This window comes from Paenibacillus sp. ACRRY, from assembly GCF_022346995.1.
Taxonomy (GTDB): domain Bacteria; phylum Bacillota; class Bacilli; order Paenibacillales; family Paenibacillaceae; genus Paenibacillus.
The window spans coordinates 880,253-902,709 of record NZ_JAKRNM010000002.1; the positions used below are offsets into that span (position 1 = coordinate 880,253).

General features: G+C 47.8%; 28 protein-coding genes. 22 read left to right on the forward strand and 6 right to left on the reverse strand.

Annotated features, from left to right (window positions below; all coding sequences use genetic code 11):
* Positions 1 to 156: 156 nt before the first annotated feature.
* Complete coding sequence (locus tag MH144_RS13320) at positions 157 to 750, reverse strand: thymidine kinase (RefSeq protein WP_095290464.1); 594 nt, start codon at positions 748 to 750, stop codon at positions 157 to 159.
* Positions 751 to 928: 178 nt separating this feature from the next.
* Here MH144_RS13320 and MH144_RS13325 point away from each other — a divergent pair, with 178 nt between their 5' ends.
* A complete protein-coding gene (locus tag MH144_RS13325) occupies positions 929 to 1,141 on the forward strand; it encodes a hypothetical protein (RefSeq protein ID WP_095290465.1) in 213 nt (70 codons plus the stop codon).
* Between the two features lie 8 nt (positions 1,142 to 1,149).
* Here MH144_RS13325 and MH144_RS13330 read toward each other — a convergent pair whose 3' ends face one another.
* A complete protein-coding gene (locus tag MH144_RS13330) occupies positions 1,150 to 1,497 on the reverse strand; it encodes a potassium channel family protein (protein WP_239300466.1) in 348 nt (115 codons plus the stop codon).
* Between the two features lie 154 nt (positions 1,498 to 1,651).
* Positions 1,652 to 1,969 (reverse strand): DUF2627 domain-containing protein, encoded by a 318-nt coding sequence (locus tag MH144_RS13335; RefSeq protein ID WP_095290469.1) that lies wholly within the window; start codon positions 1,967 to 1,969, stop codon positions 1,652 to 1,654.
* Between the two features lie 229 nt (positions 1,970 to 2,198).
* On the opposite strand from MH144_RS13335, the gene lpdA reads away from it, so the two are divergent.
* The 5 genes from lpdA (at position 2,199) to lipB (ending at position 8,060) form a co-directional block, all read left to right on the forward strand.
* Positions 2,199 to 3,623, forward strand: a complete 1,425-nt coding sequence (gene lpdA / locus MH144_RS13340; protein WP_239300468.1) for a dihydrolipoyl dehydrogenase — start codon at positions 2,199 to 2,201, stop codon at positions 3,621 to 3,623.
* Between the two features lie 140 nt (positions 3,624 to 3,763).
* Positions 3,764 to 4,792, forward strand: coding sequence for a thiamine pyrophosphate-dependent dehydrogenase E1 component subunit alpha (locus MH144_RS13345; RefSeq protein WP_239300470.1), 1,029 nt, complete (start codon positions 3,764 to 3,766; stop codon positions 4,790 to 4,792).
* 2 nt (positions 4,793 to 4,794) lie between these two features.
* The gene (locus MH144_RS13350; RefSeq protein ID WP_239300472.1) at positions 4,795 to 5,781 is read left to right on the forward strand and encodes an alpha-ketoacid dehydrogenase subunit beta; all 987 of its coding nucleotides are present in this window, start codon (positions 4,795 to 4,797) and stop codon (positions 5,779 to 5,781) included.
* A 71-nt stretch (positions 5,782 to 5,852) separates the two neighbouring features.
* Entirely contained in the window at positions 5,853 to 7,235 is a 1,383-nt protein-coding gene (locus tag MH144_RS13355; RefSeq protein WP_275440075.1) for a dihydrolipoamide acetyltransferase family protein, read from the forward strand.
* 117 nt (positions 7,236 to 7,352) lie between these two features.
* Complete coding sequence (lipB, locus tag MH144_RS13360) at positions 7,353 to 8,060, forward strand: lipoyl(octanoyl) transferase LipB (RefSeq protein WP_239300474.1); 708 nt, start codon at positions 7,353 to 7,355, stop codon at positions 8,058 to 8,060.
* A 25-nt stretch (positions 8,061 to 8,085) separates the two neighbouring features.
* Here the strand turns inward: lipB and prli42 are convergent, their stop codons facing one another.
* Positions 8,086 to 8,187, reverse strand: a complete 102-nt coding sequence (gene prli42, locus MH144_RS13365; RefSeq protein WP_095290480.1) for a stressosome-associated protein Prli42 — start codon at positions 8,185 to 8,187, stop codon at positions 8,086 to 8,088.
* Between the two features lie 85 nt (positions 8,188 to 8,272).
* Here prli42 and MH144_RS13370 point away from each other — a divergent pair, with 85 nt between their 5' ends.
* Positions 8,273 to 9,406, forward strand: a complete 1,134-nt coding sequence (locus tag MH144_RS13370; protein WP_239300476.1) for a M20/M25/M40 family metallo-hydrolase — start codon at positions 8,273 to 8,275, stop codon at positions 9,404 to 9,406.
* Positions 9,407 to 9,530: 124 nt separating this feature from the next.
* On the opposite strand, the gene mciZ is transcribed toward MH144_RS13370, so the two are convergent.
* Positions 9,531 to 9,665: a Z-ring formation inhibitor MciZ gene (gene mciZ / locus MH144_RS13375; RefSeq protein ID WP_239300478.1), complete on the reverse strand. Its 135-nt coding sequence runs from the start codon at positions 9,663 to 9,665 to the stop codon at positions 9,531 to 9,533.
* Between the two features lie 123 nt (positions 9,666 to 9,788).
* Here mciZ and MH144_RS13380 point away from each other — a divergent pair, with 123 nt between their 5' ends.
* The 12 genes from MH144_RS13380 (at position 9,789) to sigF (ending at position 18,810) form a co-directional block, all read left to right on the forward strand.
* A complete protein-coding gene (locus MH144_RS13380; protein WP_239300480.1) occupies positions 9,789 to 10,373 on the forward strand; it encodes an NUDIX hydrolase in 585 nt (194 codons plus the stop codon).
* Positions 10,374 to 10,375: 2 nt separating this feature from the next.
* Positions 10,376 to 11,590 (forward strand): endonuclease Q family protein, encoded by a 1,215-nt coding sequence (locus tag MH144_RS13385; RefSeq protein ID WP_239300482.1) that lies wholly within the window; start codon positions 10,376 to 10,378, stop codon positions 11,588 to 11,590.
* A gap of 132 nt (positions 11,591 to 11,722) precedes the next feature.
* Positions 11,723 to 12,352, forward strand: a complete 630-nt coding sequence (gene spoIIM / locus MH144_RS13390; RefSeq protein WP_127537951.1) for a stage II sporulation protein M — start codon at positions 11,723 to 11,725, stop codon at positions 12,350 to 12,352.
* A 108-nt stretch (positions 12,353 to 12,460) separates the two neighbouring features.
* The gene (gene fur, locus MH144_RS13395; RefSeq protein WP_024630961.1) at positions 12,461 to 12,928 is read left to right on the forward strand and encodes a ferric iron uptake transcriptional regulator; all 468 of its coding nucleotides are present in this window, start codon (positions 12,461 to 12,463) and stop codon (positions 12,926 to 12,928) included.
* 167 nt (positions 12,929 to 13,095) lie between these two features.
* Positions 13,096 to 13,338, forward strand: coding sequence for a DUF4227 family protein (locus MH144_RS13400; protein WP_153979227.1), 243 nt, complete (start codon positions 13,096 to 13,098; stop codon positions 13,336 to 13,338).
* 74 nt (positions 13,339 to 13,412) lie between these two features.
* Positions 13,413 to 14,303 (forward strand): tyrosine recombinase, encoded by an 891-nt coding sequence (locus tag MH144_RS13405; protein WP_239300484.1) that lies wholly within the window; start codon positions 13,413 to 13,415, stop codon positions 14,301 to 14,303.
* Between the two features lie 181 nt (positions 14,304 to 14,484).
* On the forward strand, positions 14,485 to 15,309 hold the full coding sequence (locus MH144_RS13410) for a purine-nucleoside phosphorylase (protein ID WP_239300486.1): 825 nt from the start codon (positions 14,485 to 14,487) through the stop codon (positions 15,307 to 15,309).
* A gap of 184 nt (positions 15,310 to 15,493) precedes the next feature.
* The gene (locus MH144_RS13415; protein WP_239300489.1) at positions 15,494 to 15,715 is read left to right on the forward strand and encodes a hypothetical protein; all 222 of its coding nucleotides are present in this window, start codon (positions 15,494 to 15,496) and stop codon (positions 15,713 to 15,715) included.
* A gap of 256 nt (positions 15,716 to 15,971) precedes the next feature.
* Positions 15,972 to 17,093 carry a D-alanyl-D-alanine carboxypeptidase family protein gene (locus MH144_RS13420; RefSeq protein WP_239300736.1) on the forward strand — a complete coding sequence of 374 codons (1,122 nt, stop codon included), beginning with the start codon at positions 15,972 to 15,974 and terminating at the stop codon, positions 17,091 to 17,093.
* A gap of 144 nt (positions 17,094 to 17,237) precedes the next feature.
* Positions 17,238 to 17,591: an anti-sigma F factor antagonist gene (spoIIAA, locus tag MH144_RS13425; RefSeq protein WP_036663380.1), complete on the forward strand. Its 354-nt coding sequence runs from the start codon at positions 17,238 to 17,240 to the stop codon at positions 17,589 to 17,591.
* Positions 17,588 to 18,043, forward strand: coding sequence for an anti-sigma F factor (gene spoIIAB, locus MH144_RS13430; RefSeq protein ID WP_095290499.1), 456 nt, complete (start codon positions 17,588 to 17,590; stop codon positions 18,041 to 18,043). The genes spoIIAA and spoIIAB overlap by 4 nt, the downstream gene beginning before the upstream one ends.
* Positions 18,044 to 18,054: 11 nt before the next feature.
* The gene (sigF, locus tag MH144_RS13435; protein ID WP_095290500.1) at positions 18,055 to 18,810 is read left to right on the forward strand and encodes an RNA polymerase sporulation sigma factor SigF; all 756 of its coding nucleotides are present in this window, start codon (positions 18,055 to 18,057) and stop codon (positions 18,808 to 18,810) included.
* 73 nt (positions 18,811 to 18,883) lie between these two features.
* Here the strand turns inward: sigF and MH144_RS13440 are convergent, their stop codons facing one another.
* Positions 18,884 to 19,831 (reverse strand): EamA family transporter, encoded by a 948-nt coding sequence (locus tag MH144_RS13440; RefSeq protein WP_239300491.1) that lies wholly within the window; start codon positions 19,829 to 19,831, stop codon positions 18,884 to 18,886.
* Between the two features lie 108 nt (positions 19,832 to 19,939).
* On the opposite strand from MH144_RS13440, the gene MH144_RS13445 reads away from it, so the two are divergent.
* From MH144_RS13445 to MH144_RS13455, 3 genes are all read left to right on the forward strand, one after another.
* The gene (locus tag MH144_RS13445) at positions 19,940 to 20,851 is read left to right on the forward strand and encodes an AraC family transcriptional regulator (protein WP_239300493.1); all 912 of its coding nucleotides are present in this window, start codon (positions 19,940 to 19,942) and stop codon (positions 20,849 to 20,851) included.
* 515 nt (positions 20,852 to 21,366) lie between these two features.
* On the forward strand, positions 21,367 to 22,023 hold the full coding sequence (locus MH144_RS13450) for a stage V sporulation protein AA (RefSeq protein WP_239300495.1): 657 nt from the start codon (positions 21,367 to 21,369) through the stop codon (positions 22,021 to 22,023).
* Positions 22,010 to 22,432, forward strand: a complete 423-nt coding sequence (locus MH144_RS13455) for a stage V sporulation protein AB (protein WP_481857351.1) — start codon at positions 22,010 to 22,012, stop codon at positions 22,430 to 22,432. Before MH144_RS13450 ends, MH144_RS13455 begins: the two co-directional genes overlap by 14 nt.
* Positions 22,433 to 22,457: the final 25 nt, after the last annotated feature.

Genomic DNA, 22,457 nt, shown 5'->3' on the forward strand with positions numbered 1-22,457 from the left:
GCTTTGAAGCGGTGCTTTTTTGTAATGAATGTTGAACCGGGTAGAGCGAATGCCTTGGTTAAGCAAAAAAAGCCCTTCAAGGGCTTTTTGAGAACAGGCAGGTCTGACTCAGAATTCTGCTTCAGAGAACTTGCCGAATATATAATAAAAGCTAAACTAGCATTCTACTTTGTGAGGAGGAATGAAACAGCAGCGGCAGCGTGGTTCGTAGGCTTCCGAATCGCCAATCATGACAACCGGACCAAGAGTGACTGGCTCTCCGTTCACAATACGTTGAGTGAAGGCAGCGTCAGGGCTTCCGCAAACCGCACAGAATGCGGAGAGTTTCTCAATGTCATCTGCCATGGCGAGCAGACCCCCAATATATCCGAATTCCTTGCCTCGATAATCCATATTAAGACCATCTACAATCACGTGTTTGCCGCAATAGGCAAGCTCGGAGACCAGGTCCATTATGGCACTGCTGAAAAATTGCACTTCATCAAAAGCAACCACATCAGCATCTTTGGTCTGAGCAAGAATCATCTCCACGGATTCCGGAGTTAATTGCCGGGGGATGGAATGGGCAGGAAGACGATATCCGATTCGGCTGACAATCTCGTCCTGAGCAAACCGATCATCTTCGGCTGGTTTGTAAGCAACGACCTTTTTACGGCCAAATTGAATTAATTTCTGACAACGGCGAATGAGTTCACCGGATTTTTCACTGAACATCGGTCCAGTAATTACGGTAATGCGTCCTGTTTGCACGGTGCTGCTACTCCTCTCACATACGGATTCAACAAAAAAAGCGACCATTACAGAGTACCACAAAATCTCCGTTCAGAGCTAGAACTAATCCAAGCTGCTTTGTGTTACTATATGGATTATTACACTGTTGGTAACGGCAGATGTGAAGCTGTAGTATTGGAAAAGAGGTGTTTTACAAGTGAATGAAGCGATAAATGAAATGCAGCAGCGGTATGAGGAATTAAAGGGACAAGCTGTCCTTCATGAAGGCGCAGAGGCGCTGATTGCCGATCTGTTTGCAGAAATAGAGCGGCTGCAGGCCAGCAATTTAACCCTGCGTAGAACCATTCTGAAGTCTTCTTCCAAAGAATCCCGCATGTCAACGAAGCTGAGGGATGCATTATACGAATAACCCGGAGATTACTCCGGGTTCTCTTCTGTCTGCAATTTGCGAGGAAATAGAATACCTGCTGTAATTCTGGAAATCATGGCAAAGGTAAGGCCAATGCCGGCATACATGTAGATCACGGTAAATGCTTTGCTGAATCCGGTGGTAGGCACAAATTCAGGATGCCCCACAGTTGTCAGAGTCACGGCGCAGAAATAAAGCGCATCGATCCAGTGCAGCCCTTCCACACGGGTATAGAATAACGTTCCTGACAGCAGTGTTGCTGCAGTCAAGATAAAGAGTGCGAGAAACTTGGGGTCCTTTAACGCGTGGAAAATGCCCTTGAGCAATCTTTTCAGCGTCATGAGAAACGATATCATGTTAAACCATCCTGTCTTTTTTGAAGTCGATCATTCGTATCATTTTCTTTTAGTCACGTGCGGGATGATGCAGAGATATACATGTGAATAAATAAGCATTATACCTGATCCTGATTGAATGATAAAGCTAGGGAGAACAGCAAAAAGCCCGGACTTATGAAAGCTTGCCGGGTGTCTCTGCCTGTTCGGTTGTGTTTTTGGAACGGAAACGGGGACCCACATAATTGCGTTTACGGTCACGGAACAAAATCCAGCCCCCCAAGAAACTCATGCCTGCAGCAAACAGGAGAAGCCCGCCTCCAAAGGAAAGCCACTGGAATCCTGGTGAGATCTGATCATTCCCGTGCTCAGCATAATATAGGAAAAGGGCGTCTTTCATCATCAAAAAACCTTTCATGGCCATTAGTCCAGGAATAACCAAGACCAAAATCGCCAAAAACCGTGCAAAGACCAGTCTAGTATTCATCACCATTTAACCCCTTCTGCCAAATGTCGACGTAAAATAAAGGTTGCGCTTACAGGTCATGCCTGATTCCATCATAGCTTGGTTTGTGCACGCTGTCCATGTGTTAGGACAAACTTTGAGTTGACTGCCCAAGGGGAGTACAATGGAATATAGTAAAGTTCTGCAAAAGGCTTTTCATCATCATCAACATCGTTCCATTCATAACTAATCATATTGATAGAGGAGAACATAAAAGATGCCAATTACATGTGATGTTGCCATTCTCGGAGGAGGGACCGGAGGTTACGTTGCCGCAATTCGTGCTGCCCAGTTGGGCAAACAGGTCGTCATTATTGAGAAGGACAAGCTTGGGGGTACCTGCTTGCATCGCGGGTGCATTCCTAGCAAGTCGCTATTGAGAAGTGCCGAAGTGTATGCTGAGATTCAAGAGAGCGAATCGTACGGAATCGAAACAGCTGGAACAACGCTGGTATTTCCCAAGGTACAGGCCCGCAAGGATGCCATTGTGGAGCAGCTGCATCAAGGTGTTCAATATTTGATGAAAAAAAATAAGATCCAGGTTGTATACGCCAAAGGCCGTGTAATCGGACCATCCATATTCTCACCTCAGAGCGGAGCGGTAGCTGTGGAGTTTGAAGATGGGGAGATGGATACGGTTGTGCCAACCAATCTCATCATTGCTACCGGGTCACGTCCGCGCGTACTTCCAGGCCTGGAGCCGGATGGCCGGTATATCATGAGCAGTGACGAAGCTCTGCGGATGGATGAATTGCCCGCATCACTCATCATCGTGGGTGGTGGTGTGATTGGGCTGGAATGGGCATCCATGCTGAATGACTTCGGGGTGGACATTACGGTTGTCGAGGCTGCCGATCATGTATTACCTGCAGAAGACGAAGACGTGGCAAGGGAGATGCAGCGGCTGCTTGGCAAACGCGGAGTACGCTTCCTGACAAAGGCTAAAATCATGCCAGAAACATATGAAGCTGGTAAAGAAGGCGTTCGAATCAATGTTCAGATCAGTGACGATGAGCAGGAGACGCTGAGCGCGGACAAAATGCTGATATCAGTCGGACGGCAGGCTAATGTCGAAAATATTGGTCTCGAAAACACCGATATCAAACTGGACCGTGGGTTCATCGCGGTAAACAAATATTTACAGACTGGTGAAGGACATATCTATGCAATTGGGGATTGTATTGGTGGATTACAGCTTGCACATGCTGCGAGTCATGAAGGTATTCTGGCTGTGAATCACTTGGCAGGCGAAACGGTCCATGCCGTCGAATCCCACCGCATTCCGCGGTGTGTGTACACTCGTCCTGAAGCAGCAAGTATTGGTTTCACGGAGCGTGAAGCGAAAGAGCGCGGCTTCGATGTCAAAACCAGCAAGTTTCCGTTTCAGGCGATTGGCAAATCGCTCGTTCATGGAAACCGGGACGGTTTTGTGAAGGTAATCGCCGATGCCAAGACGAATGATATATTGGGTGTACATATGATCGGTACCCACGTAACGGAACTGATTGCTGAGGCTTCGCTGGCACAAATGCTGGATGCGACGCCATGGGAAGTAGGGCAGACGATTCATCCGCATCCTTCATTGTCCGAAATTATGGGTGAAGCCATGCTGGCCGTAGACGGAAAGGCCATTGGAATGTAAGTCTGGACAGACTTATGAGAAAGGTCCTTTCCTTTTTTGGGCAAAAGGGATTATAATAAGGTTAAGCCAAGTCTTAGTACCAGGTTATAAGATCGGGTTGTAAGACGGGCACAGGCTCTGATTAAAAGGAGGTACCTCATATGAGTTCACAAGGTACTGCAGATGCGGTCCACCGGCATGAACAGCTGGGACTTAGCGATGGAGAAGTATTGGACATGTACAAATACATGCTGCTTGCACGCAAGTTCGATGAACGTTGCTTGCTCTTGCAGCGGGCCGGCAAAATTAACTTTCACGTATCCGGTGTAGGGCAGGAAGCTGCGCAAGTGGGTGCTGCTTTTGGGCTTGACCGGGATCACGATTATTACTTACCTTATTACCGCGATTACGGCTTCGTCATGGCCGTAGGCATGACGCCTCGTGAGCTGATGCTCTCTGCATTTGCCAAGGCAGAAGATCCGAATAGCGGCGGCCGTCAGATGCCGGGGCATTTTGGTCATAAAAAGCTGAGAATTGTTACGGGTTCAAGCCCGGTAACTACTCAAGTACCGCATGCCGTAGGTTTTGCACTGGCAGCAAAAATGCAGAAAAAAGAATTTGTTTCTTTTGTTACGTTTGGTGAAGGCTCAAGCAACCAGGGAGACTTCCACGAAGGAGCTAACTTCGCTGGAGTTCATAAGCTGCCTGTCATTATTATGTGTGAGAATAACCAGTACGCCATCTCGGTTCCGGTCCATAAGCAGCTTAGCGGCAAGATATCGGATCGTGCACTGGGGTACGGCTTCCCTGGACTACGGGTTGATGGCAATGATGCGCTTGAAGTATATGCTGCTGTCAAAGAAGCGCGCCTCCGTGCGGTTGCCGGTGAAGGCCCTACCCTGATTGAAGCCATGATGTACCGTTTATCCCCTCACTCCACTTCCGACAATGATCTGGCATACCGGACCAAGGAAGAGGTTGACGAGAACTGGAAGAAGGACGGCGTTCTTCGGATGAAAAATTATTTGATTGATTGCGGCATCTGGGACGAAGCCCGGGATGCGGATCTGGCTTCCCAGCTTGCGCTGGAAATGAAAGAAGCGACTGAATATGCAGACAACGCGCCATATCCGAAACCTGAGGACACTCTGACGCACGTTTACGCGGACAGCGAAGAAGGGGGACGGTAATCATGGCGGTTATGGAATATATTGATGCGATCCGTCTTGCGATGAAAGAAGAGATGGAGCGAGACGAGAATGTCTTTGTACTGGGTGAAGACGTCGGTGTCAAAGGCGGCGTGTTTACCACAACCAAAGGTTTGCAAGAGCAATTCGGGGAGATGCGTGTGATGGATACACCTTTGTCCGAATCAGCCATTGCAGGGGTAGCCATTGGGGCGGCTATGTATGGCATGAAGCCAATTGCGGAGATGCAATATTCAGACTTTATGCTGCCGGCAACCAATCAGATCATTAGTGAAGCGGCCAAAATCCGCTATCGTTCCAATAATGACTGGAGCTGTCCAATTGTTATCCGTGCACCGATTGGCGGAGGGATCTTCGGAGGATTGTATCATTCACAATGTCCGGAATCTATTTTCTTTGGTACACCTGGTTTGAAAATCATCGCTCCTTACTCGGCATATGACGCCAAAGGTTTGCTCAAAGCTGCCGTCCGTGACCCGGATCCGGTACTGTTCTTCGAAAATAAGAAGTGTTACAAGCTGATTAAGGAAGACGTACCAGAAGATGATTACATCGTTCCGATCGGCAAAGCAAATCTGCTTCGCGAAGGTGCGGATATCACGGTTATCGGATATAGCCAGCCGTTGCATTTTGTCATGCAGGCTGCGGAAGAACTGGAGCGTGAAGAAGGCATTACTTCCCACGTTCTGGATCTGCGTACACTGCAGCCGCTTGATCGTGAAGCGATCATTGCTTCCGCTCGTCAGACAGGCAAGGTGCTTATTGTTCACGAGGACAACAAAACAGGTGGTGTTGGTGCCGAAGTTGCGGCTATTATCAGCGAAGAGTGCCTGTTCGATCTGGATGCACCCATTCAGCGTCTTTGCGGACCGGACGTACCAGCAATGCCAATCAGCCCAACACTGGAGAAATTCTACATGCTTAGCAAGGACAAAGCGAAGGAAGCCATGCGCACACTTGCGGAGTATTAATTCGGTTGATCATAAGATTCGACAACCTATTTGAAAAAAAGGTAAAAGCAAAGTTTGGAGTGATATAACAAATGGCTGAACGTATGAAATGGATCGAGGTCATTATGCCGCAGCTGGCAGAATCGCTGGTCTCGGCTACCATTGGAAAATGGTTAAAAAAACCGGGCGACCGGGTTGAACAATACGAGCCAATCTGTGAAGTAATCACCGATAAGGTCAATGCAGAGATTCCATCGACCGTTGATGGAATTATGGGCGACCTTTTGGTGGAAGAAGGTACGACGATTGCTGTTGGCGAAGCCATCTGCCGTATGCAGGTAGCAGCTGCGGATGATGAGCAAGTGCCAGAGCAAGTGACACAAGTATCCCAGCAGAATAATGCACAGCAAGGATCAGTGACTCCAGCAGGTCATGATCCCAATCAGCCTATGCGTAATCGCTACTCTCCTGCGGTACAGTCACTTGCAGCAGAGCATGGTCTCAACTTGCAGGCCATTCAAGGCTCAGGAGCAGGCGGACGCATCACACGCAAGGACGTGCTCGCTGTTATCGCTCAAGGTGGCCAAACAGCTACACCATCAGCACAATCTGCTTCACCGTTTAGCGGTTTGAACAAAAGCGGTGCAGAAACGGGAATCTCCGCAAGAGAAGCGGTTTCTGCGGCAGATGCAGGCGTTCCAGTGAGACATTCAGGGATTCATTTGACGGAATCTCCGAAAATCCCGCAGATTGAAGTAGAAGGTGGCGGCCAGGGAAGATCGGAATATTTTATCGATGTTACTCCAGTGCGTAATGCAATTGCCCGGAATATGCGTCAAAGCGTATCGGAAATTCCTCATGCATGGACTATGATTGAAGTGGATGTTACCAACCTGGTCATGCTGCGCAATAAGCTCAAGGATGAGTTCAAGCGTAAGGAAGGCATTAATCTGACGTACCTCTCCTTCATGATGAAGGGTGTTGTAAATGCGATTAAGGATTACCCGATCATGAACTCGGTTTGGGCTGTCGACAAAATTATCGTTAAACGGGATATTAACCTGTCTATGGCGGTAGGTACAGAAGACTCTGTACTGACACCTGTGATCAAGCATGCGGATCAGCGTAATATTGCAGGTCTGGCCCGGGAAATCGATGATTTGGCACGCAAAACCCGTGAAGGTACCCTGAAACTGGATCATATGCAAGGTGGTACGTTTACGGTCAATAACACCGGTTCGTTTGGTTCAATTCTTTCGCAACCGATTATTAATTATCCACAAGCGGCGATTCTCACGTTTGAGTCTATCGTGAAGAAGCCTGTGGTCATTAATGACATGATTGCCGTTCGTTCAATGGCCAACTTGTGTCTGTCTCTCGATCATCGTATTCTGGATGGTGTCATCTGCGGCCGGTTCTTGCAGCGGGTCAAAGAAAACCTTGAAGGTTATAATATGGAAACAAAGGTGTATTAATGAAATAGGGTTCTCAAGGGAAAGTGTATGTGCCGCAGGCCGTGCACTTTTCCCGCTGTCTGCGGTTAAACGCTCAGAAATGGTATGGACAATGAAGCAGAAGGGTGTGGGGAAATCATGAACAAGCCGCTGGATGTTACGTACATACCGATGCTTGATTATGAACAGGCTTGGAACCGCCAAAAAGCAATTGTACAGCAGCTGGACGAAGGTGAGGGAATCGAGCAGATGATTCTGCTGCAGCATCCTCCCACGTATACCATCGGATCTCAGAATCATCCGGAGCATCTGCTTCTCAGCAAGGAGGAGCTTGAGGCAAAGGGGATTACCTTGTTTCAAATTGATCGTGGCGGTGATATTACATATCATGGTCCAGGCCAGCTTGTTGGTTATCCGCTGCTCGTTCTTGGCCGTGATGAAGCTCTCGATTTACATGGATATTTGCGCAATCTGGAGCAGGTCATCATTGATTACCTGGCAGATGAGGGAATTGAGGCAGGTCGGAAAGAGGCATACACCGGAGTATGGATCGGAGATATGAAGATCGCTGCCATTGGGGTAAAGTTCAACCGTTGTAAACATCGGCGAGGATTCGTGACGAGTCATGGTTTTGCTTTTAACATTACTTCAGGTATTCAGCATGAAGGATTCCAGGGGATAATCCCTTGTGGCATAGAGCAGTTCGGCGTTACCTCTCTGGAGGACATCACCGGCAGAACCTACACCGTGGAGCAAGTTGCCCAGCAGATTGTCCCCTATTTCGGACGCATTTTTCCATATGAGATGACTTGGCGAACCGAAAAAGAAGCCGTTGTCCGTCTCTAGTTCAGACAGTCAAGGGCTTCAGATTCTATCCAAATAGTAGAGGTTCAAGAGCGATGAAAAGGGTAGACCCGATCATGGCAATCAGCATGAGATAGATCACGATTTTGAACCATTTCTTTTTTTGCATGAAGAGAGAACTCCTTTCAACAAATGAGAAATAAACAAGCATATTAATTGTATTGTACCGTATCCACGAGAGGGAGGAAAGTCCTATGATTAAACAGGAACGTGTCATACATCAGTTTATGGAACTGGTGCAGATCGACAGTGAAACGAAGAATGAACATAACATCTCCAACGTATTGAAGGAACAGTTTACCCAGCTGGGTCTCAGCATATATGAGGACGACACCATGGAGAAAACCGGGCATGGCGCAGGTAACCTGATTGTTACCTGGGAAGCGGATGGTGCTCCGGAGGCAGCACCGATCTTTTTTACCTGCCACATGGATACCGTAACTCCTGGACAGGGAATCAAACCCGAGCTTGGAGAAGATGGTTGGATTCGCAGTGATGGCACAACGATCCTCGGAGCAGATGACAAAGCAGGCATTGCTGCACTGCTTGAAGCGATTCGGGCTATCCAGGAGAACAAGGTTCCACACGGGAAAATTCAGTTCGTCATTACCGTTGGCGAAGAATCCGGTCTGGTCGGTGCCCGTGCGATGGATCCAAAAGATATTGAGGCTGAATTCGGTTATGCACTCGATTCCAATGGAGCAGTGGGAACGATTTGCGTTGCTGCCCCGGCGAGAGCCGAGATTCAGATGAACATTTATGGGAAATCTGCACATGCGGGCGTTAACCCCGAGGACGGCATCAGTGCCATCCAAGTGGCAGCGAAGGCCATTGCAGCAATGACACTGGGACGGATCGATGATGAGACTACGGCCAATATTGGCAAGTTTCAAGGCGGATCTGCACTGAACGTTGTTTGTGATTTTGTACAGATCGAAGCGGAAGCACGGAGTATCGTGCAGGAAAAAGTGGAAAAACAAATTGCTCAGATGCGTGAAGCGCTCGAAACAACCTGCCGCAAATACGGAGCCACAGCTGAATTCCGCAGCGAGATTTTGTATCCTGCCTTCGGGTTCCATGATGAGCATGAGGTTGTACAGCTTGCGCAGCGTGCTATTCGCGGTCTGGGTCTGGAAACAAGTACTTTTGCTTCGGGTGGAGGCAGTGATGCCAACATCTTTAATGGCTTCAACATTCCGACCGTTAATCTGGCGGTAGGCTATGAAGACATTCATACGACGAAAGAGCGCATTCGTGCGGAAGATATCGTTAAGCTGTCCCAGGTTGTCGTAGCCATCATTCAGGAAACGGCTTCTGCCAGCAAGTAAAAATATATAGAGTACTTGGAAATAAGCATCTCTCTACGTAAAAGTCCGAAACCGGTTTGCAGCGGATTCGGACTTTTTGCGAATTCATGTTATATTTCATGGGAGAAATGAAAGTAAATATGGATTACTTTCGTCCCGCAATCAGTTCACTTATTTTGGCATCAGGACCCCATTCACGCAGCCATTGTTTGAGTATGAGCTGGACTTGCCTTGCTTGTCCGACCACATGTACCGATTGAGGTGTCACATAACTGTTCATTGGATATCCCCCTGATTTTGTTTTATATTTCTCGAATAGGTTATAGGCTCACGATATGCCAAAAAACTGGGGATTATACGTATTGTGAATATAAAATCTTAAAAAAAGTGGAGTTGATCATATATGAATCCTACCAACCAAACGGGCTCTAACCACCCATCTAATCCCAAGTTGGATGAAGTAACGGTCTCTACGCAGCCAATCTTCGAAGGAAAAGTCATTTCTCTTCAGGTCGATACCGTAAAGCTGCCTAATGGACAGACAGCTTCACGTGAGATTATCCGTCACCCAGGAGCCGTTGCTGTACTTGCATTGAATGGGGATCGCATGCTGGTGGTTGATCAGTATCGTCAGGCGATGGGGCGTACTGAAGTGGAGATACCTGCAGGCAAACTCGATCCAGGAGAAGAGCCTGAGGTTGCGGCCGCTCGTGAATTACGGGAAGAAACCGGCTATGCAGCCAAGTCGCTGCGTCATCTGCGTTCGTTCTACACGTCACCTGGCTTCGCAGACGAGATCATTCACTTGTACATTGCCGAGGAGCTGGAAGCCGGAGAGATGGCGCCGGATGAAGATGAATTTCTCGAAGTATCTGAAATCACGCTTGAGGAAGCGTATCAGCTCATGGATCAGAACCGGATCAGTGATGCCAAAACGATGATGGCTGTGTATGCATGGGATCTGTACAGAACGACAGGACGGTTTTAACGATGGCAGATCAGCAGACAACGTCTAACACGTGGGATTCCTGTTACGCAGACCTGCATATCCACATTGGGCGTACGTCCCGTGGTGAAGCCGTTAAAATCAGTGGTAGCCGGGATCTGACCTTCGAAAATATTGCTCGTGAAGCTTCAGAGCGGAAGGGAATCCAGCTGCTCGGCGTCATCGATTGCCATTCACCTGTGGTACAGATGGATATTGAGCAGTTGCTCGAGAATGGCACGATGTCCGAACTGGAGGATGGAGGTATTGCTTACCAGGACACCACGATTCTGCTCGGCACCGAAATCGAGCTGCGAGAACCGGAGATGCGGGAATATCACATGCTTGCCTACTTCCGTGATTTGAAAACGATGAAATCATTCACGGAGTGGATGGAGCGTTATATGAAAAATGTGAATCTCAGTTCACAACGGGTATATGTCTCCTCCCTAGAAATGCAGGCGGAGATAAAAGCCCGTGGCGGACTCATCGTGCCCGCACATGCCTTTACACCTCACAAAGGCATCTATGGCAGCACGGCTCCGCGTATGGCGGATGTGCTGGATACAAGCCTGATTGATGCCGTGGAGCTGGGATTAAGCTCAGATTCATCGATGGCCAGCTACATTCAGGAGCTCGACCAGCTCCCCTTTCTGACCAATTCGGATGCACACTCTCTTGGCAAAATCGGACGCGAGTATAATGAGCTGCAGATTGCTCATCCTTCTTTTGACGAATTCAGCATGGCACTGAAGGGTGAGGCAGGAAGAAATATCAAAGCCAATTACGGCTTGAACCCGAGGCTTGGCAAATATCACCGCACGTATTGCGCAGCCTGTGGCAGTATCATGGATGAACAGGCGATGTCAGCGGAACGCTGCCCCTATTGCGGCAGTACGAAGCTGGTGCAGGGCGTTCTGGATCGAATACTGGCCATAGCAGATCGGGAGAGCCCCCACGTTCCTGAATTCAGACCACCGTACCACTATCAGGTACCGCTTGAGTTTATCCCGGGACTGGGCAAAGCCAAGCTGCGACAGCTGTTGGAACACTTCGGCACGGAGATGAATGTGCTTCATCGGACAAGTGAAGAAGAGCTTGCGAGTGTTGTGGGACCGGTTCTGGCCAGTCTTATCGTTGCTGCTCGAAATGGTCGACTGGAGCTGTCATCCGGAGGCGGGGGAACCTATGGCAAGGTCTCCGGTAAAGAAACGGACTAGACAAACGGCAAGGAAGTAAAGGACGCGTATCTGGACAAGGAGTCATACCCACGTACTTCGGTTCATAGAATGACTGTGTGGATTTCTTAGAGATCCTGCAGCATGATAACCGGAAAGGGGACCCGTACCTGTATGCGTTCTTCCTACTTCACGTTCAAAGGTCAAACCTCGTTATATGTATTTGTAGCTGTCTTGTTTCTGGTCGGTGTCATTTTTGGAGCCTTGATGGTTAATGCCCTGTCTCTTGAACAACGTCAGGACCTGGAGGGGTATTTGGGCAATTTTTTCATGACGGTCCAGCACAGTGGGCAGATCGTCGAATCCGGAACTTACTGGGATATAGCGATACTACATTTGAAATGGGTTGGCCTTATCTGGATTCTGGGCCTATCCGTCATCGGATTGCCGGGTATATTGGTACTGGATTTTCTAAAAGGAGTGCTGATCGGATTTACCGTTGGATATCTGGTCGGACAATATTCCTGGAAAGGGCTGCTGTTTGCCCTGGTATCCGTCGCGCCGCATAATTTGTTCGTCATTCCGGTATTGCTGATCTGCAGTGTGTCGGCCATGACCTTTTCCTTATATATCATTCGGAATCGCGTTCTCATGCAGCGGGCGCCAGGTGGACAAAGGCCATTTGCTTCTTATGTGCTGCTGACATTGGTTATGGCTGGACTGCTGTTAGGCGTCGCGTCATTTGAAACTTGGGTAACACCTGCGATGATGCGCTGGGTCACGCCAATGCTGCTCCCGGCGTAGCGCTGCATCTGATAGTGTAAAATGTTGACTTTAATTACGCACTCCCCCTATAATGAAAGAAGTGGGTTAAGTTGCAGTGTGCAGTGATTTCCTAGGGGGAGGGAGAAAATGGAAGCACGGATCGATAAAATTAAGCAGCAACTACAGTCCCAAGGTTATAAATTAACGCCCCAGCGGGAAGCCACCGTAAGAGTACTTCTTGAGAATGAAGAAGATCATCTGAGCGCGGAAGACGTATTCATGCTCGTTAAAGAAAAAGCTCCCGAAATCGGTCTGGCAACCGTGTACCGTACCCTCGAACTGCTGAGTGAGCTGCATGTTGTAGAGAAAATCAACTTCGGCGACGGTGTAGCGCGTTATGATCTGCGCGGAGATACATCCAAGCATCACCATCATCACTTAATTTGCGTTCAATGCGGAAGTATGGATGAAATACGTGAAGACTGGCTTGGACCGCTTGAAGAGCGTCTGGAGCGGGAATTTAACTTTTCGGTAGTAGATCACCGGCTGGATTTTCATGGGATTTGTTATCGTTGCAAAGCTAAAAATGACCAGAAGCCCAAAGATGAAGAATAACATAGCATATCTTCAAGCTCTCACCGGCGGTTTTGACGGGAGAGCTTTTTTGGTCCAGTACATGATGTGAGGTTATCTCTGATGTCATCTAAGATGTCATATTCCTGCGTTTGTCGTCATATCCTGATTCTAGATGAATTGGATTCAGACCAGGAGGGGGACAACCCATGATTATCTCACTGCGCCGAGGGCTTCGTTTTATACGATTTATTATAGTTTTTGCAGGATTGGTTTATCTGTTTTATCATGTTCTCGATCTGTTCAACGGCTGGATCTCACCTGTGGATCAGTATCAGATGCCAACAGGAAATGCAGTTAAAGTATTTCAGGAGACGGATTGGCCAGGCAATGGAGAAGCACGTCTTACGCTGGCGGAGAGACTCCGTTTGTTTTATTGGTATGGGGAGTAGCCCGGACAGCCAGGGATGCAAATACGGAAGCAGGTTGCCAGTTGGGCAATTCTGTCAGATGAGGAGCGTTGTGCATGAGACAGACGATACACGCCTATGCCTTATACTTGGAAGAAGATAAAGGGATGTCAAGCAGTACGCTGGAGTCGTATCTTCGGGACGTGGACAAGTTCATCGAATTTGCAGATAAGGAATACGGTATTCGTGAGGCAGAGCAGGTGCGTCGTACTCATGTTATCTTGTTTATAGGCAAACAGAAGCAGGCCGGGCGTGCCAATGCGACCATTGCTCGCAGTGTGGTATCCTTGCGTTCCTATTTTCATTTTTTGATGCGCCGTGGCGAGATTCTGCAGGACCCAACGTTTGATGTCGAGGCTCCAAAAGCTGACAAGACGCCGCCACAGGTATTAACCGTGGATGAGATTGAACTTCTTCTGGCCTCGCCCGATACTCACTCTGCCCAAGGAGTGCGTGATCGTGCGATGCTTGAGCTTTTGTATGCTACCGGTATTCGGGTCTCGGAATTGATTGCACTGGATATACGGGATGTCCAACCTGGCATGCGGTTTATTCGCTGCGGAGGTGCCGGCAAAGAACGGATTCTGCCGATTGGCGCACCAGCAGCACATTGGGCAAGTGTGTATGTTAACGATTTTCGTAATCAGCTGCTCAAAACAGACTCGGACGAGCAGGCACTGTTCGTCAATGTGTCCGGAAGACGTTTAACCCGCCAGGGCTTCTGGAAGCTGCTCAAAAAAGCGGCGATGGATGCAGGGATTTCGGAAGAGATCACGCCGCATACGCTGCGCCATTCCTTTGCGGCCCACCTGATTGCAAGCGGGGCAGACACTCGTGCAGTGCAGGACATGCTGGGCCATGTGGAGCAGGCAGGACAACAATATGGGCATCACGGCCGCAAAACGATGAAGGAAATCTATGAAACTCATCATCCGCGAGCAAAATAGTTGGATATAACGCTAAAAATTCAATAATAGATGCGGAACATATAGCTGATTTAGGATAAAATAAACTGTACACATTTAAACGCCGTTATACATAAGCGAGTGCATCAGTCGGGATGAATTTACTGATCGATGCATCTAGCTGACATAGACGGAAGTTTCAACTCAAGGGGGAACATTTGAAATGACAGCATTAAATCAACAGATGATTCAGGAAGCTGCAGCTTACATTCAAAGCAAAAGCTCCATCAAGCCGGAAGTCGGTTTGATTTTGGGTTCTGGTCTTGGTATTCTGGCCGACCTTATTGAAGATGGAGTAAGCATTGCCTATCAGGATATCCCTCACTTCCCGGTCTCCACTGTAGAAGGGCATGAAGGAGAATTGCTGGTCGGCACCATTAAAGGACGTCCAGTTGTTATGATGAAAGGCCGTTTCCACATGTACGAAGGATATGGCCCTGAGCTTACAGCGTTCCCTGTACGTGTCATGAAAGAACTGGGGGTATCTTCACTGCTCGTAACCAACGCAGCTGGCGGTGTGAACACTTCGTACAAGCCAGGCGATCTGATGCTGATCTCGGATCACTTGAATATGACGGGCAAAAATCCGTTGATCGGGCCTAATGACCCGGCTATGGGCGTGCGCTTCCCTGACTTGTCTGAAGCCTACAGCCGCCGTCTGCGCGCGCTAGCGAAGGATACAGCGGCTTCACAAGGTTTTAACGTGCGTGAAGGCGTATACGCAGGCTTGCTGGGTCCTAACTATGAGACACCTGCTGAGATCGTGATGCTGCGTACATTGGGTGCAGACGCAGTTGGTATGTCTACTGTATCCGAGGTTATCGTGGCACGTCATGCTGGTCTGGAAGTGCTCGGTATTTCCTGTATCAGTAATATGGCAGCTGGAATCCTGGATCAGCCGTTATCCCATGATGAGGTAATGGAAACGACCGAGCGTGTTCGTGAGTCGTTCCTTGAGCTTGTTCTGGCCGTTATTCCGCAAATGTAAATCGTAACTTTAGTAAGACAACCTATGGTGATCCTTGGGATCATTCAAAGGTTGTCTTTTTTTATTTATATTACAAAAAAGTGAAATTCAGAAAATAAAGAAAGGATAACATGGAAATGTTCTGCTTAAAGAAAATTATTTAGTGTATCTATAAGGATCTACATGTCATGTTCGGAGGTTTGATATGAATATTGACCGTGTCATAGGAGTCATACATATTGGAGTGCTGTTGCTGCTTTTCTTTGTTAAAACAAATATCGCGTTTTTGGCTGCCAGTATCATTATCGTTTTGATCATGGTGTATCAAACCTATACCTCTCCGACTAAGTGGAACATTCGTATATCTGTCGTATTAACTTCATTTCTTATCTTCTGGAATATCTATTCATGGGATTTAGGGGGATGACTCCCCTCTTTTCATTATAGCGGGTAACGGACGTGTTTTCCCTTCATTAGGGGGGCACGTTTTTTGTGCATTTGTTGGAGAATAGAAAAAGTTCGGGAAATCATTCATGGGATGGAATAATTTACTGTAAACGCGCCGACAATGATTAGCAGTACATGCATGGAGCATGCAGTAAGCAAGTCATTTGAGGAGGTTAACCCTAGTGAAGAAACGAATAATGGCATCGTTCATGACCCTATGTATTTTGCTACCCCTTATGGCATCAACAGCGCTGGCTGAAGAAGCACCCAAAGCGACAGGGGGGACAGATCTTGCCCCGTCAGCTCGTTCTGCCATATTGATGGATGCAGATACGGGAACGGTTATTTTTGAGAAAAACAGTCATGACCAGCTGCCTCCGGCGAGTATTACAAAGATTATGACCATGCTGCTAACGATTGAAGCCATTGATTCCGGCAAGCTGAAGCTGACGGATAAGGTGAGAACGAGTGAATATGCTGCATCTATGGGCGGTTCACAGATTTTCCTCGAACCTGGTGAAGAGATGACTGTCGATGACATGTTGAAAGGAATCGCCATGGCTTCCGGTAATGATGCATCTGTTGCGATGGCAGAGAAAATTGCCGGATCGGAAGAAGCTTTTGTACAGCTGATGAATGAACGGGCCAAAGAGCTTGGCATGAAAGATACTCACTTTGCGAATTGTAACGGACTACCTGTGGAGAATCACTATTCCTCCGCACATGACATCGCGCTAATGAGTCGTGAACTGCTGAAACATTCAGGCATTACAAAATACACGGGAGCATACCAGGACTACCTTCGTAAAGATACGGAAAAACCCTTCTGGCTGGTGAACACGAATAAACTGGTCCGTTTCTACTCAGGTGCAGACGGTCTGAAAACGGGTTATACATCAGAAGCCAAATTCTGCTTGTCGGCTACCGCTATGAAGGATGGACTGCGTACGGTTGCTGTAGTGCTGGGTGAACCGAACACGAAAACACGGAATGCTGAAGTGTCTTCGATGTTTGACTATGCATTCGGGCAATACACAATGAAACCTTTGTATAAGGCAGGGGATCAGCTCGGCAGTTTGAAAATTGAAAAAGGGGAAGTCGCTGAGCTGCCGCTGACGGCTACGCAAAATTATAGTGTGCTGATGCGCAAAGGCGCCAAATCCGATGAGTTCCGCCATGAGCTGTTAATGGCAAAAGAAGTGAAAGCACCCGTCAAGGCTGGTCAGAGCGTAGGTAAGCTTGTCGTATATCAAGGAAACGAGGTTATCAAGGAATTCGATATCCAGGCGCCTCAGGATGTAAATAAGGCTGGTTGGTGGAAACTGTTTAAACGGACAACATCGAACCTATTTGATTAAACGCCGATTTTGCGCGTTCTGCATACATTCCTTGAACGTATTTTGTAGTTAAATAGGGGTTTTCTTCTAGTTTTGTCGGGGGGCAGGAAAAGCCTTCCGAAACGTAGAAATCCTTGTTCAAGACTGGGAGGAGAGTGAGCAAACGTGAACTTGCATGTGGAAATGGAACATCACCGTGGGATTCTGATTGTGCGATTATCCGGGGAGCTGGATCACCATACAGCCGATATGGTTCGAATGCAAATGGATGAGGCCATCCAGCGCAGACAGTGTGAACATCTGGTGCTTAGCCTGAAAGATCTTCAATTCATGGATAGTTCGGGTCTTGGTGTCATTTTGGGCAGATACAAACTCATTAAAAATAAAGGCGGCAAGATGGTTGTATGTGATGTTAATCCGCCGGTCTATCGTTTGCTGGAAATGTCGGGTTTGTTCAAGATCATGCCGATTTACGAAAATGAGGGAACAGCTCTCTCGGGTCTGGAGGTCGTCTCATGAGTGAAGGTACGGGAACAAATTTCATGAATCTGCAATTTGCGGCCAAGTCGGAGAACGAATCGTTCGCAAGGGTGACTGTCGCGGCGTTTATCTCCCAGCTTGATCCCACAATGGACGAGCTCAGCGATCTGAAGACGGTTGTCTCAGAAGCGGTGACGAATAGTATCATCCACGGGTATAACAACAATCCCGAAGGTGTCGTGTCCATTCAGGCGCAAATTCGCGAAGACATGATTACGATTATTGTGGAAGATCGCGGAGAAGGAATTGAAGATTTGGAACTGGCCAAACAACCGCTATATACGTCCAAACCCGAACTTGAGCGGTCGGGCATGGGCTTCACCATTATGGAAAACTTCATGGATGAATTCGAAGTCAGCAGCGAGCCCGGCAGAGGCACCTCCATCAAGATGAAGAAGAGGATTGAATCCAAGAAAGCAATGTATAATTAGGGGTTGGTCTAATGGATGCTGAAGTGAAACAGTCTTCACAGACCTATTTGGATGATGCCGAGGTCAAACGGCTGATTGCGCTCAGTCAGTCGGGTGACCATGTCGCGCGGGATACGCTGGTGAACTGCAACATCAGGCTTGTCTGGTCTGTCGTTCAGCGCTTTATGAACAGGGGATATGAACCGGAGGATCTGTTCCAGATTGGTTGTATCGGCCTGCTCAAATCGGTGGACAAATTCGACCTTAGTTATGATGTGAAGTTCTCTACCTATGCGGTACCGATGATTATCGGAGAGATTCAACGTTTCCTGCGGGATGACGGAACCCTTAAGGTTAGTCGTTCCCTGAAGGAAATGGCGAATAAGGTCCGCAAAAAGAGGGACGAGCTGTCCAAACACCTTGATCGTCTGCCAACGATCAAGGAAGTGGCTGAACAGCTGGGGGTTACCCCAGAGGAGGTTGTCTTCGCCCAGGAAGCAAACAAACCGCCGACGTCTATTCATGAGACTGTGTTTGAGAACGACGGGGATCCGATTACATTAATGGATCAGATTGCCGACGAATCCCAGGAACGCTGGTTTGACAAGCTGGCGCTCAATGAAGCGATCGGCGGCCTTAGTGAGCGGGAACGGCTGATCGTTTATCTACGGTATTACCGGGATCAGACACAGTCGGAGGTTGCTACAAGGCTGGGGATTTCCCAGGTTCAGGTTTCCCGGCTGGAGAAAAAAATACTTCAATCAATTCGCGATCAGATCGCGCAGTAGATTATGGAGTTCAGTCTCCAACATGGGTGTTGAATCGCCAATATACGACAACTAACAACCTTTCATCGCGCGATTAACGCGAGTGAGGTTGTTTGTCGTTCAACCGTTTAGATGATCCTGAGCGATTGAATTGCATGATCAGAATCAACCCGATAATACAGGCCGTGCCCATCCATTGATAGAAACCAAAAGGTTCATGGAGCCAAACGACGGTTGTACCAACGGCAGCCAGAGGTTCAGCACTTCCAAGCAGGCTGGTCTCCTTCGGTGTAAGACTTTTTAAACTCGCAATGTAGAACCAAAAAGCAATCATCGTCCCAAAGATAATTGTAAATATCAAGTACCCGTACGTTTCAGTCGAGATGCTGGCAAAGTCCGCTTTCCATGGCGGGTGGATTAAACTTAGTCCCAGACCACCGATGATCATGGCCCAGCCAACGATAACAAGTGAATCGAATTTCTTAACCAGCTGTACGGCATAAAGTGTATAAAATGCAGCAGCTACCCCGGATAATAACCCCCATATCACCGCAAGCCAGGAGACAGATAACTGTGTAACCGAGCCATTCGTCAGCAGTAGAAAACAGCCCACGAGAGCGAGGATGCCACATGCAAGGTCCCTGTGCGTGAGTACAGACTGCTTCCGCAGCGCGAGGTAAATCATAATCATGATTGGGGAAAGGTACTGAAGCAGAGTGGCAACGGCGGAGTTGCCATGTTTAATGGAAGCCATGTACGTATACTGTACGGCGAGCATACCTGCTAATCCAAATATGATCAGTTGTATAGCTGTCTTTTTATGTCTCCATACATCGATAATTTGAGATCTACCGTGTGTACAGGATTGAATCACCAGAAGCAGAATACCCGCGCTCAGCAATCGAACGGTTACATACCAATTGACTTCAATACCATCCAGTTGAAACAGTTTTTGGGATACGGTTCCTCCGATCCCCCAGCAGATGGCTCCTGTTAGAACAAGCAGGATACCTGATAGCTTGGTACTTGCAGATGTTGTCACTCTTGATCGCCTCACCTTAAATATAAGAATAGTGCTATATTAAGGAGAAATGCGATATATTAATATCAGTATTGCGCGTGAAAATATAAATATATTGAGATGAGGCTTATGAAAAAGACTGGATTTATCATTGATCAAAATCTGAAGGAAATGACGGAGCACCGGACCGATACGTTATCTGTTGCCTGTTATGAAACAACCATTGTGCATAATGTACATGGACACATCCCGCTGCACTGGCATGATGAATTGCAGTTTGTTGCGGTACTCCAGGGTACAGCGTTGTTCCATATCAATGATCAGAAAATTAGTGTCTCCAAAGGTGATGGCATTTTTATTAACAGTGGAGCCATGCATATGGCCGAAGATAATGGAGGCGACAACAACTGTATCTATCTATGTATAAATTTGACACCCCAACTTGCAGCGCCTTCAGATCTGTACGTAAAGTATGTGCACCCTTATATAACGGCTACCAATTTACCTTTTCTCTATATAGATGGGGGTATAACCTGGGGAGCGCAGATTTTGGAGGCCATCAGGCTAATCAGAACGGAGCTTGTGAGTCAAGCGCCCTATTACGAATTGAAAGTTGCTTCAGCGCTGCTGGATATGTGGACACTTCTCATTAAGAACGGATATGCGTTGGAGCATGATGCATCCGAGATGACCAGGAGCAGAAGAATAAAGGATATGCTGCAGTGGATTCATCTGAACTATGCCGATCCAGTCAGGTTGGAGGATATTGCAAGAACGGGACAGTTAAGCCGATCGGAGACATGTCGCTATTTTAAACAAATCCTGCGAACTACACCCATGCAATATGTTATGGATTACCGCATCCGGAAAAGCATTGAACTACTGCGGCTCTCCGACCGCAGCATCACCGAAATCGCGTATGAGGTCGGTTTTAACAGCACGAGTTACTACATTCACCAGTTTCGGAAAAGCATGAAAAAGACGCCTTTACGATTCAGGAGAGAGATCGCCGAGAAGAAACAAGAGGAACGAAACGATTAACCATCTTTCTGTCAGGTTATCAAGTCAAGTCGCCACATGGCGGCTTTTTTTGTTGTGGAATAGGCTAGCTTATAAGTGTTGATCAATGTAAAACAGTTTTCCTCTCGACTACCCACCCTCCAGCATATTTTTTCAGTCTTTTGGAAAGCGGGGACATGTGCAGCAGAGGGATGGAATCGGTCAAGGGAGCGAAGCGCAGGAAGTTAGCTTCCTGCTTACACTAGCAACGCAGGCGGCAGAATAAACCTGAAGAAGCGTAGCGTTCGTCTTTGACTCCGAATTTTTACAACAGAAGATTGAATTGGGGGAATTTGGAGACAACAGCGATCGGAAGGTTGGCCTGCCGCCAAGTGCCCGGGTGTAAGTTCTATGCTTTAACATTCGAAGAACAGCGGCCAGTGACCGATCCATCTCGGAGCATCTGCCGGTCCCCAAAACCTTTTCCAACCCGAATGTAATAAATTTGCACATTCTTCAAATACTAACCTAAATTACGCAGTAAAGGAGTGTTTCGGATGTCTCTGACACCCACTCCAACGGTCTACATTCGTCTGCGCAGCCGTATCCGCATCCAGAGGGGCAGAGGAGTCAAGCTTGGTGATATCGCTCACGTGTTAACCTCTCCGGAAGATGGGGAAAGAAGGCTGCTTGAGCTTGAACTGCTGCGCCCGGGACCGGAGGACGGCAATCTGATCCTGATTGACATCTTGCAGATCATTCCTCAGATACGGCGTATGCTGCCGGAAGTCACCGTCGAACTCATTGGTTCGGGGCACACGCTGGTTGAGGTCGTTGCGGGAACTGGCAAACCTTCCAAATCCCTGTTCATCCTGGTCTGGCTGCTGTTGTTCTTTGGATCGGCACTGACCATCATGAATTTTCATGCAGATGTAAACATGCAGGAAGTTCAGATTCGGATCGTGGAGATGATTACGGGTCGCCGGGACGAACATCCTTATTTGTTTCAGGTGGCGTACTCCATCGGAATCGGGTTGGGTATGGCTGTATTCTTTAATCATTTATTCAAGAAAAAGTGGAATGAAGAACCTACTCCTCTTGAAGTGGAAATGTTTTTATATCAGCAAAATGTAGACAAGTTTGTCGTCATTGAAGAAACCGAACGAATGCATGAGCAGGAACGCGGGGAGATGAATGCCGATGAGCGTTCTTAATGGAGTAATCAGTATTGTACTTGGGATTGCGGGAGGAGTTGCCGTAGGAAGTGGCGTAATTGCCCTCATTCTCGTGCTGGACATGATCCCCAGATTGGCACAGCTGACTCGTTCTTATGACAAGACGCATTGGTATGAAGGGGCATTGATCGGAGGGTCGCTCGTCGGAACCGTCGCTGATTTCTGGCATTGGAAGGTACATGGAATACTGATCCTGAGTCCGATTATTGGGTGTTTTTGCGGTGTGTTTATTGGCCTGCTTGCCGCGGCACTGACCGAGGTACTGAATGTACTGCCTGTACTTGCTAAACGTCTGGGCATGAAATCGTATTTGTTTGGACTGCTGCTGGCCATGATTTTGGGCAAAATGACAGGTTCCTTATTTGACTTTTTTGTATACCAACGTTAGGTCAAGGAATCGAAGGAGGAAGGAA

What these genes read in the sequence shown, in the direction of transcription:
- MH144_RS13330 (WP_239300466.1), bottom strand. Translation starts at nt 1,497, where the DNA reads ATGATATCGTTTCTCATGACGCTGAAAAGATTGCTCAAGGGCATTTTC.
- MH144_RS13455 (WP_481857351.1), top strand. Translation starts at nt 22,010, where the DNA reads ATGAGCGTTCTTAATGGAGTAATCAGTATTGTACTTGGGATTGCGGGA.
- MH144_RS13405 (WP_239300484.1), top strand. Translation starts at nt 13,413, where the DNA reads ATGAGACAGACGATACACGCCTATGCCTTATACTTGGAAGAAGATAAA.
- MH144_RS13420 (WP_239300736.1), top strand. Translation starts at nt 15,972, where the DNA reads ATGGCATCAACAGCGCTGGCTGAAGAAGCACCCAAAGCGACAGGGGGG.
- MH144_RS13445 (WP_239300493.1), top strand. Translation starts at nt 19,940, where the DNA reads ATGAAAAAGACTGGATTTATCATTGATCAAAATCTGAAGGAAATGACG.
- MH144_RS13385 (WP_239300482.1), top strand. Translation starts at nt 10,376, where the DNA reads ATGGCAGATCAGCAGACAACGTCTAACACGTGGGATTCCTGTTACGCA.
- MH144_RS13410 (WP_239300486.1), top strand. Translation starts at nt 14,485, where the DNA reads ATGACAGCATTAAATCAACAGATGATTCAGGAAGCTGCAGCTTACATT.
- MH144_RS13350 (WP_239300472.1), top strand. Translation starts at nt 4,795, where the DNA reads ATGGCGGTTATGGAATATATTGATGCGATCCGTCTTGCGATGAAAGAA.
- MH144_RS13415 (WP_239300489.1), top strand. Translation starts at nt 15,494, where the DNA reads ATGAATATTGACCGTGTCATAGGAGTCATACATATTGGAGTGCTGTTG.
- fur (WP_024630961.1), top strand. Translation starts at nt 12,461, where the DNA reads ATGGAAGCACGGATCGATAAAATTAAGCAGCAACTACAGTCCCAAGGT.
- MH144_RS13345 (WP_239300470.1), top strand. Translation starts at nt 3,764, where the DNA reads ATGAGTTCACAAGGTACTGCAGATGCGGTCCACCGGCATGAACAGCTG.
- MH144_RS13335 (WP_095290469.1), bottom strand. Translation starts at nt 1,969, where the DNA reads ATGGTGATGAATACTAGACTGGTCTTTGCACGGTTTTTGGCGATTTTG.
- lipB (WP_239300474.1), top strand. Translation starts at nt 7,353, where the DNA reads ATGAACAAGCCGCTGGATGTTACGTACATACCGATGCTTGATTATGAA.
- MH144_RS13400 (WP_153979227.1), top strand. Translation starts at nt 13,096, where the DNA reads ATGATTATCTCACTGCGCCGAGGGCTTCGTTTTATACGATTTATTATA.
- MH144_RS13380 (WP_239300480.1), top strand. Translation starts at nt 9,789, where the DNA reads ATGAATCCTACCAACCAAACGGGCTCTAACCACCCATCTAATCCCAAG.
- mciZ (WP_239300478.1), bottom strand. Translation starts at nt 9,665, where the DNA reads ATGAACAGTTATGTGACACCTCAATCGGTACATGTGGTCGGACAAGCA.
- sigF (WP_095290500.1), top strand. Translation starts at nt 18,055, where the DNA reads ATGGATGCTGAAGTGAAACAGTCTTCACAGACCTATTTGGATGATGCC.
- MH144_RS13370 (WP_239300476.1), top strand. Translation starts at nt 8,273, where the DNA reads ATGATTAAACAGGAACGTGTCATACATCAGTTTATGGAACTGGTGCAG.
- prli42 (WP_095290480.1), bottom strand. Translation starts at nt 8,187, where the DNA reads ATGCAAAAAAAGAAATGGTTCAAAATCGTGATCTATCTCATGCTGATT.
- spoIIAB (WP_095290499.1), top strand. Translation starts at nt 17,588, where the DNA reads ATGAGTGAAGGTACGGGAACAAATTTCATGAATCTGCAATTTGCGGCC.
- lpdA (WP_239300468.1), top strand. Translation starts at nt 2,199, where the DNA reads ATGCCAATTACATGTGATGTTGCCATTCTCGGAGGAGGGACCGGAGGT.
- MH144_RS13355 (WP_275440075.1), top strand. Translation starts at nt 5,853, where the DNA reads ATGGCTGAACGTATGAAATGGATCGAGGTCATTATGCCGCAGCTGGCA.
- MH144_RS13450 (WP_239300495.1), top strand. Translation starts at nt 21,367, where the DNA reads ATGTCTCTGACACCCACTCCAACGGTCTACATTCGTCTGCGCAGCCGT.
- spoIIM (WP_127537951.1), top strand. Translation starts at nt 11,723, where the DNA reads ATGCGTTCTTCCTACTTCACGTTCAAAGGTCAAACCTCGTTATATGTA.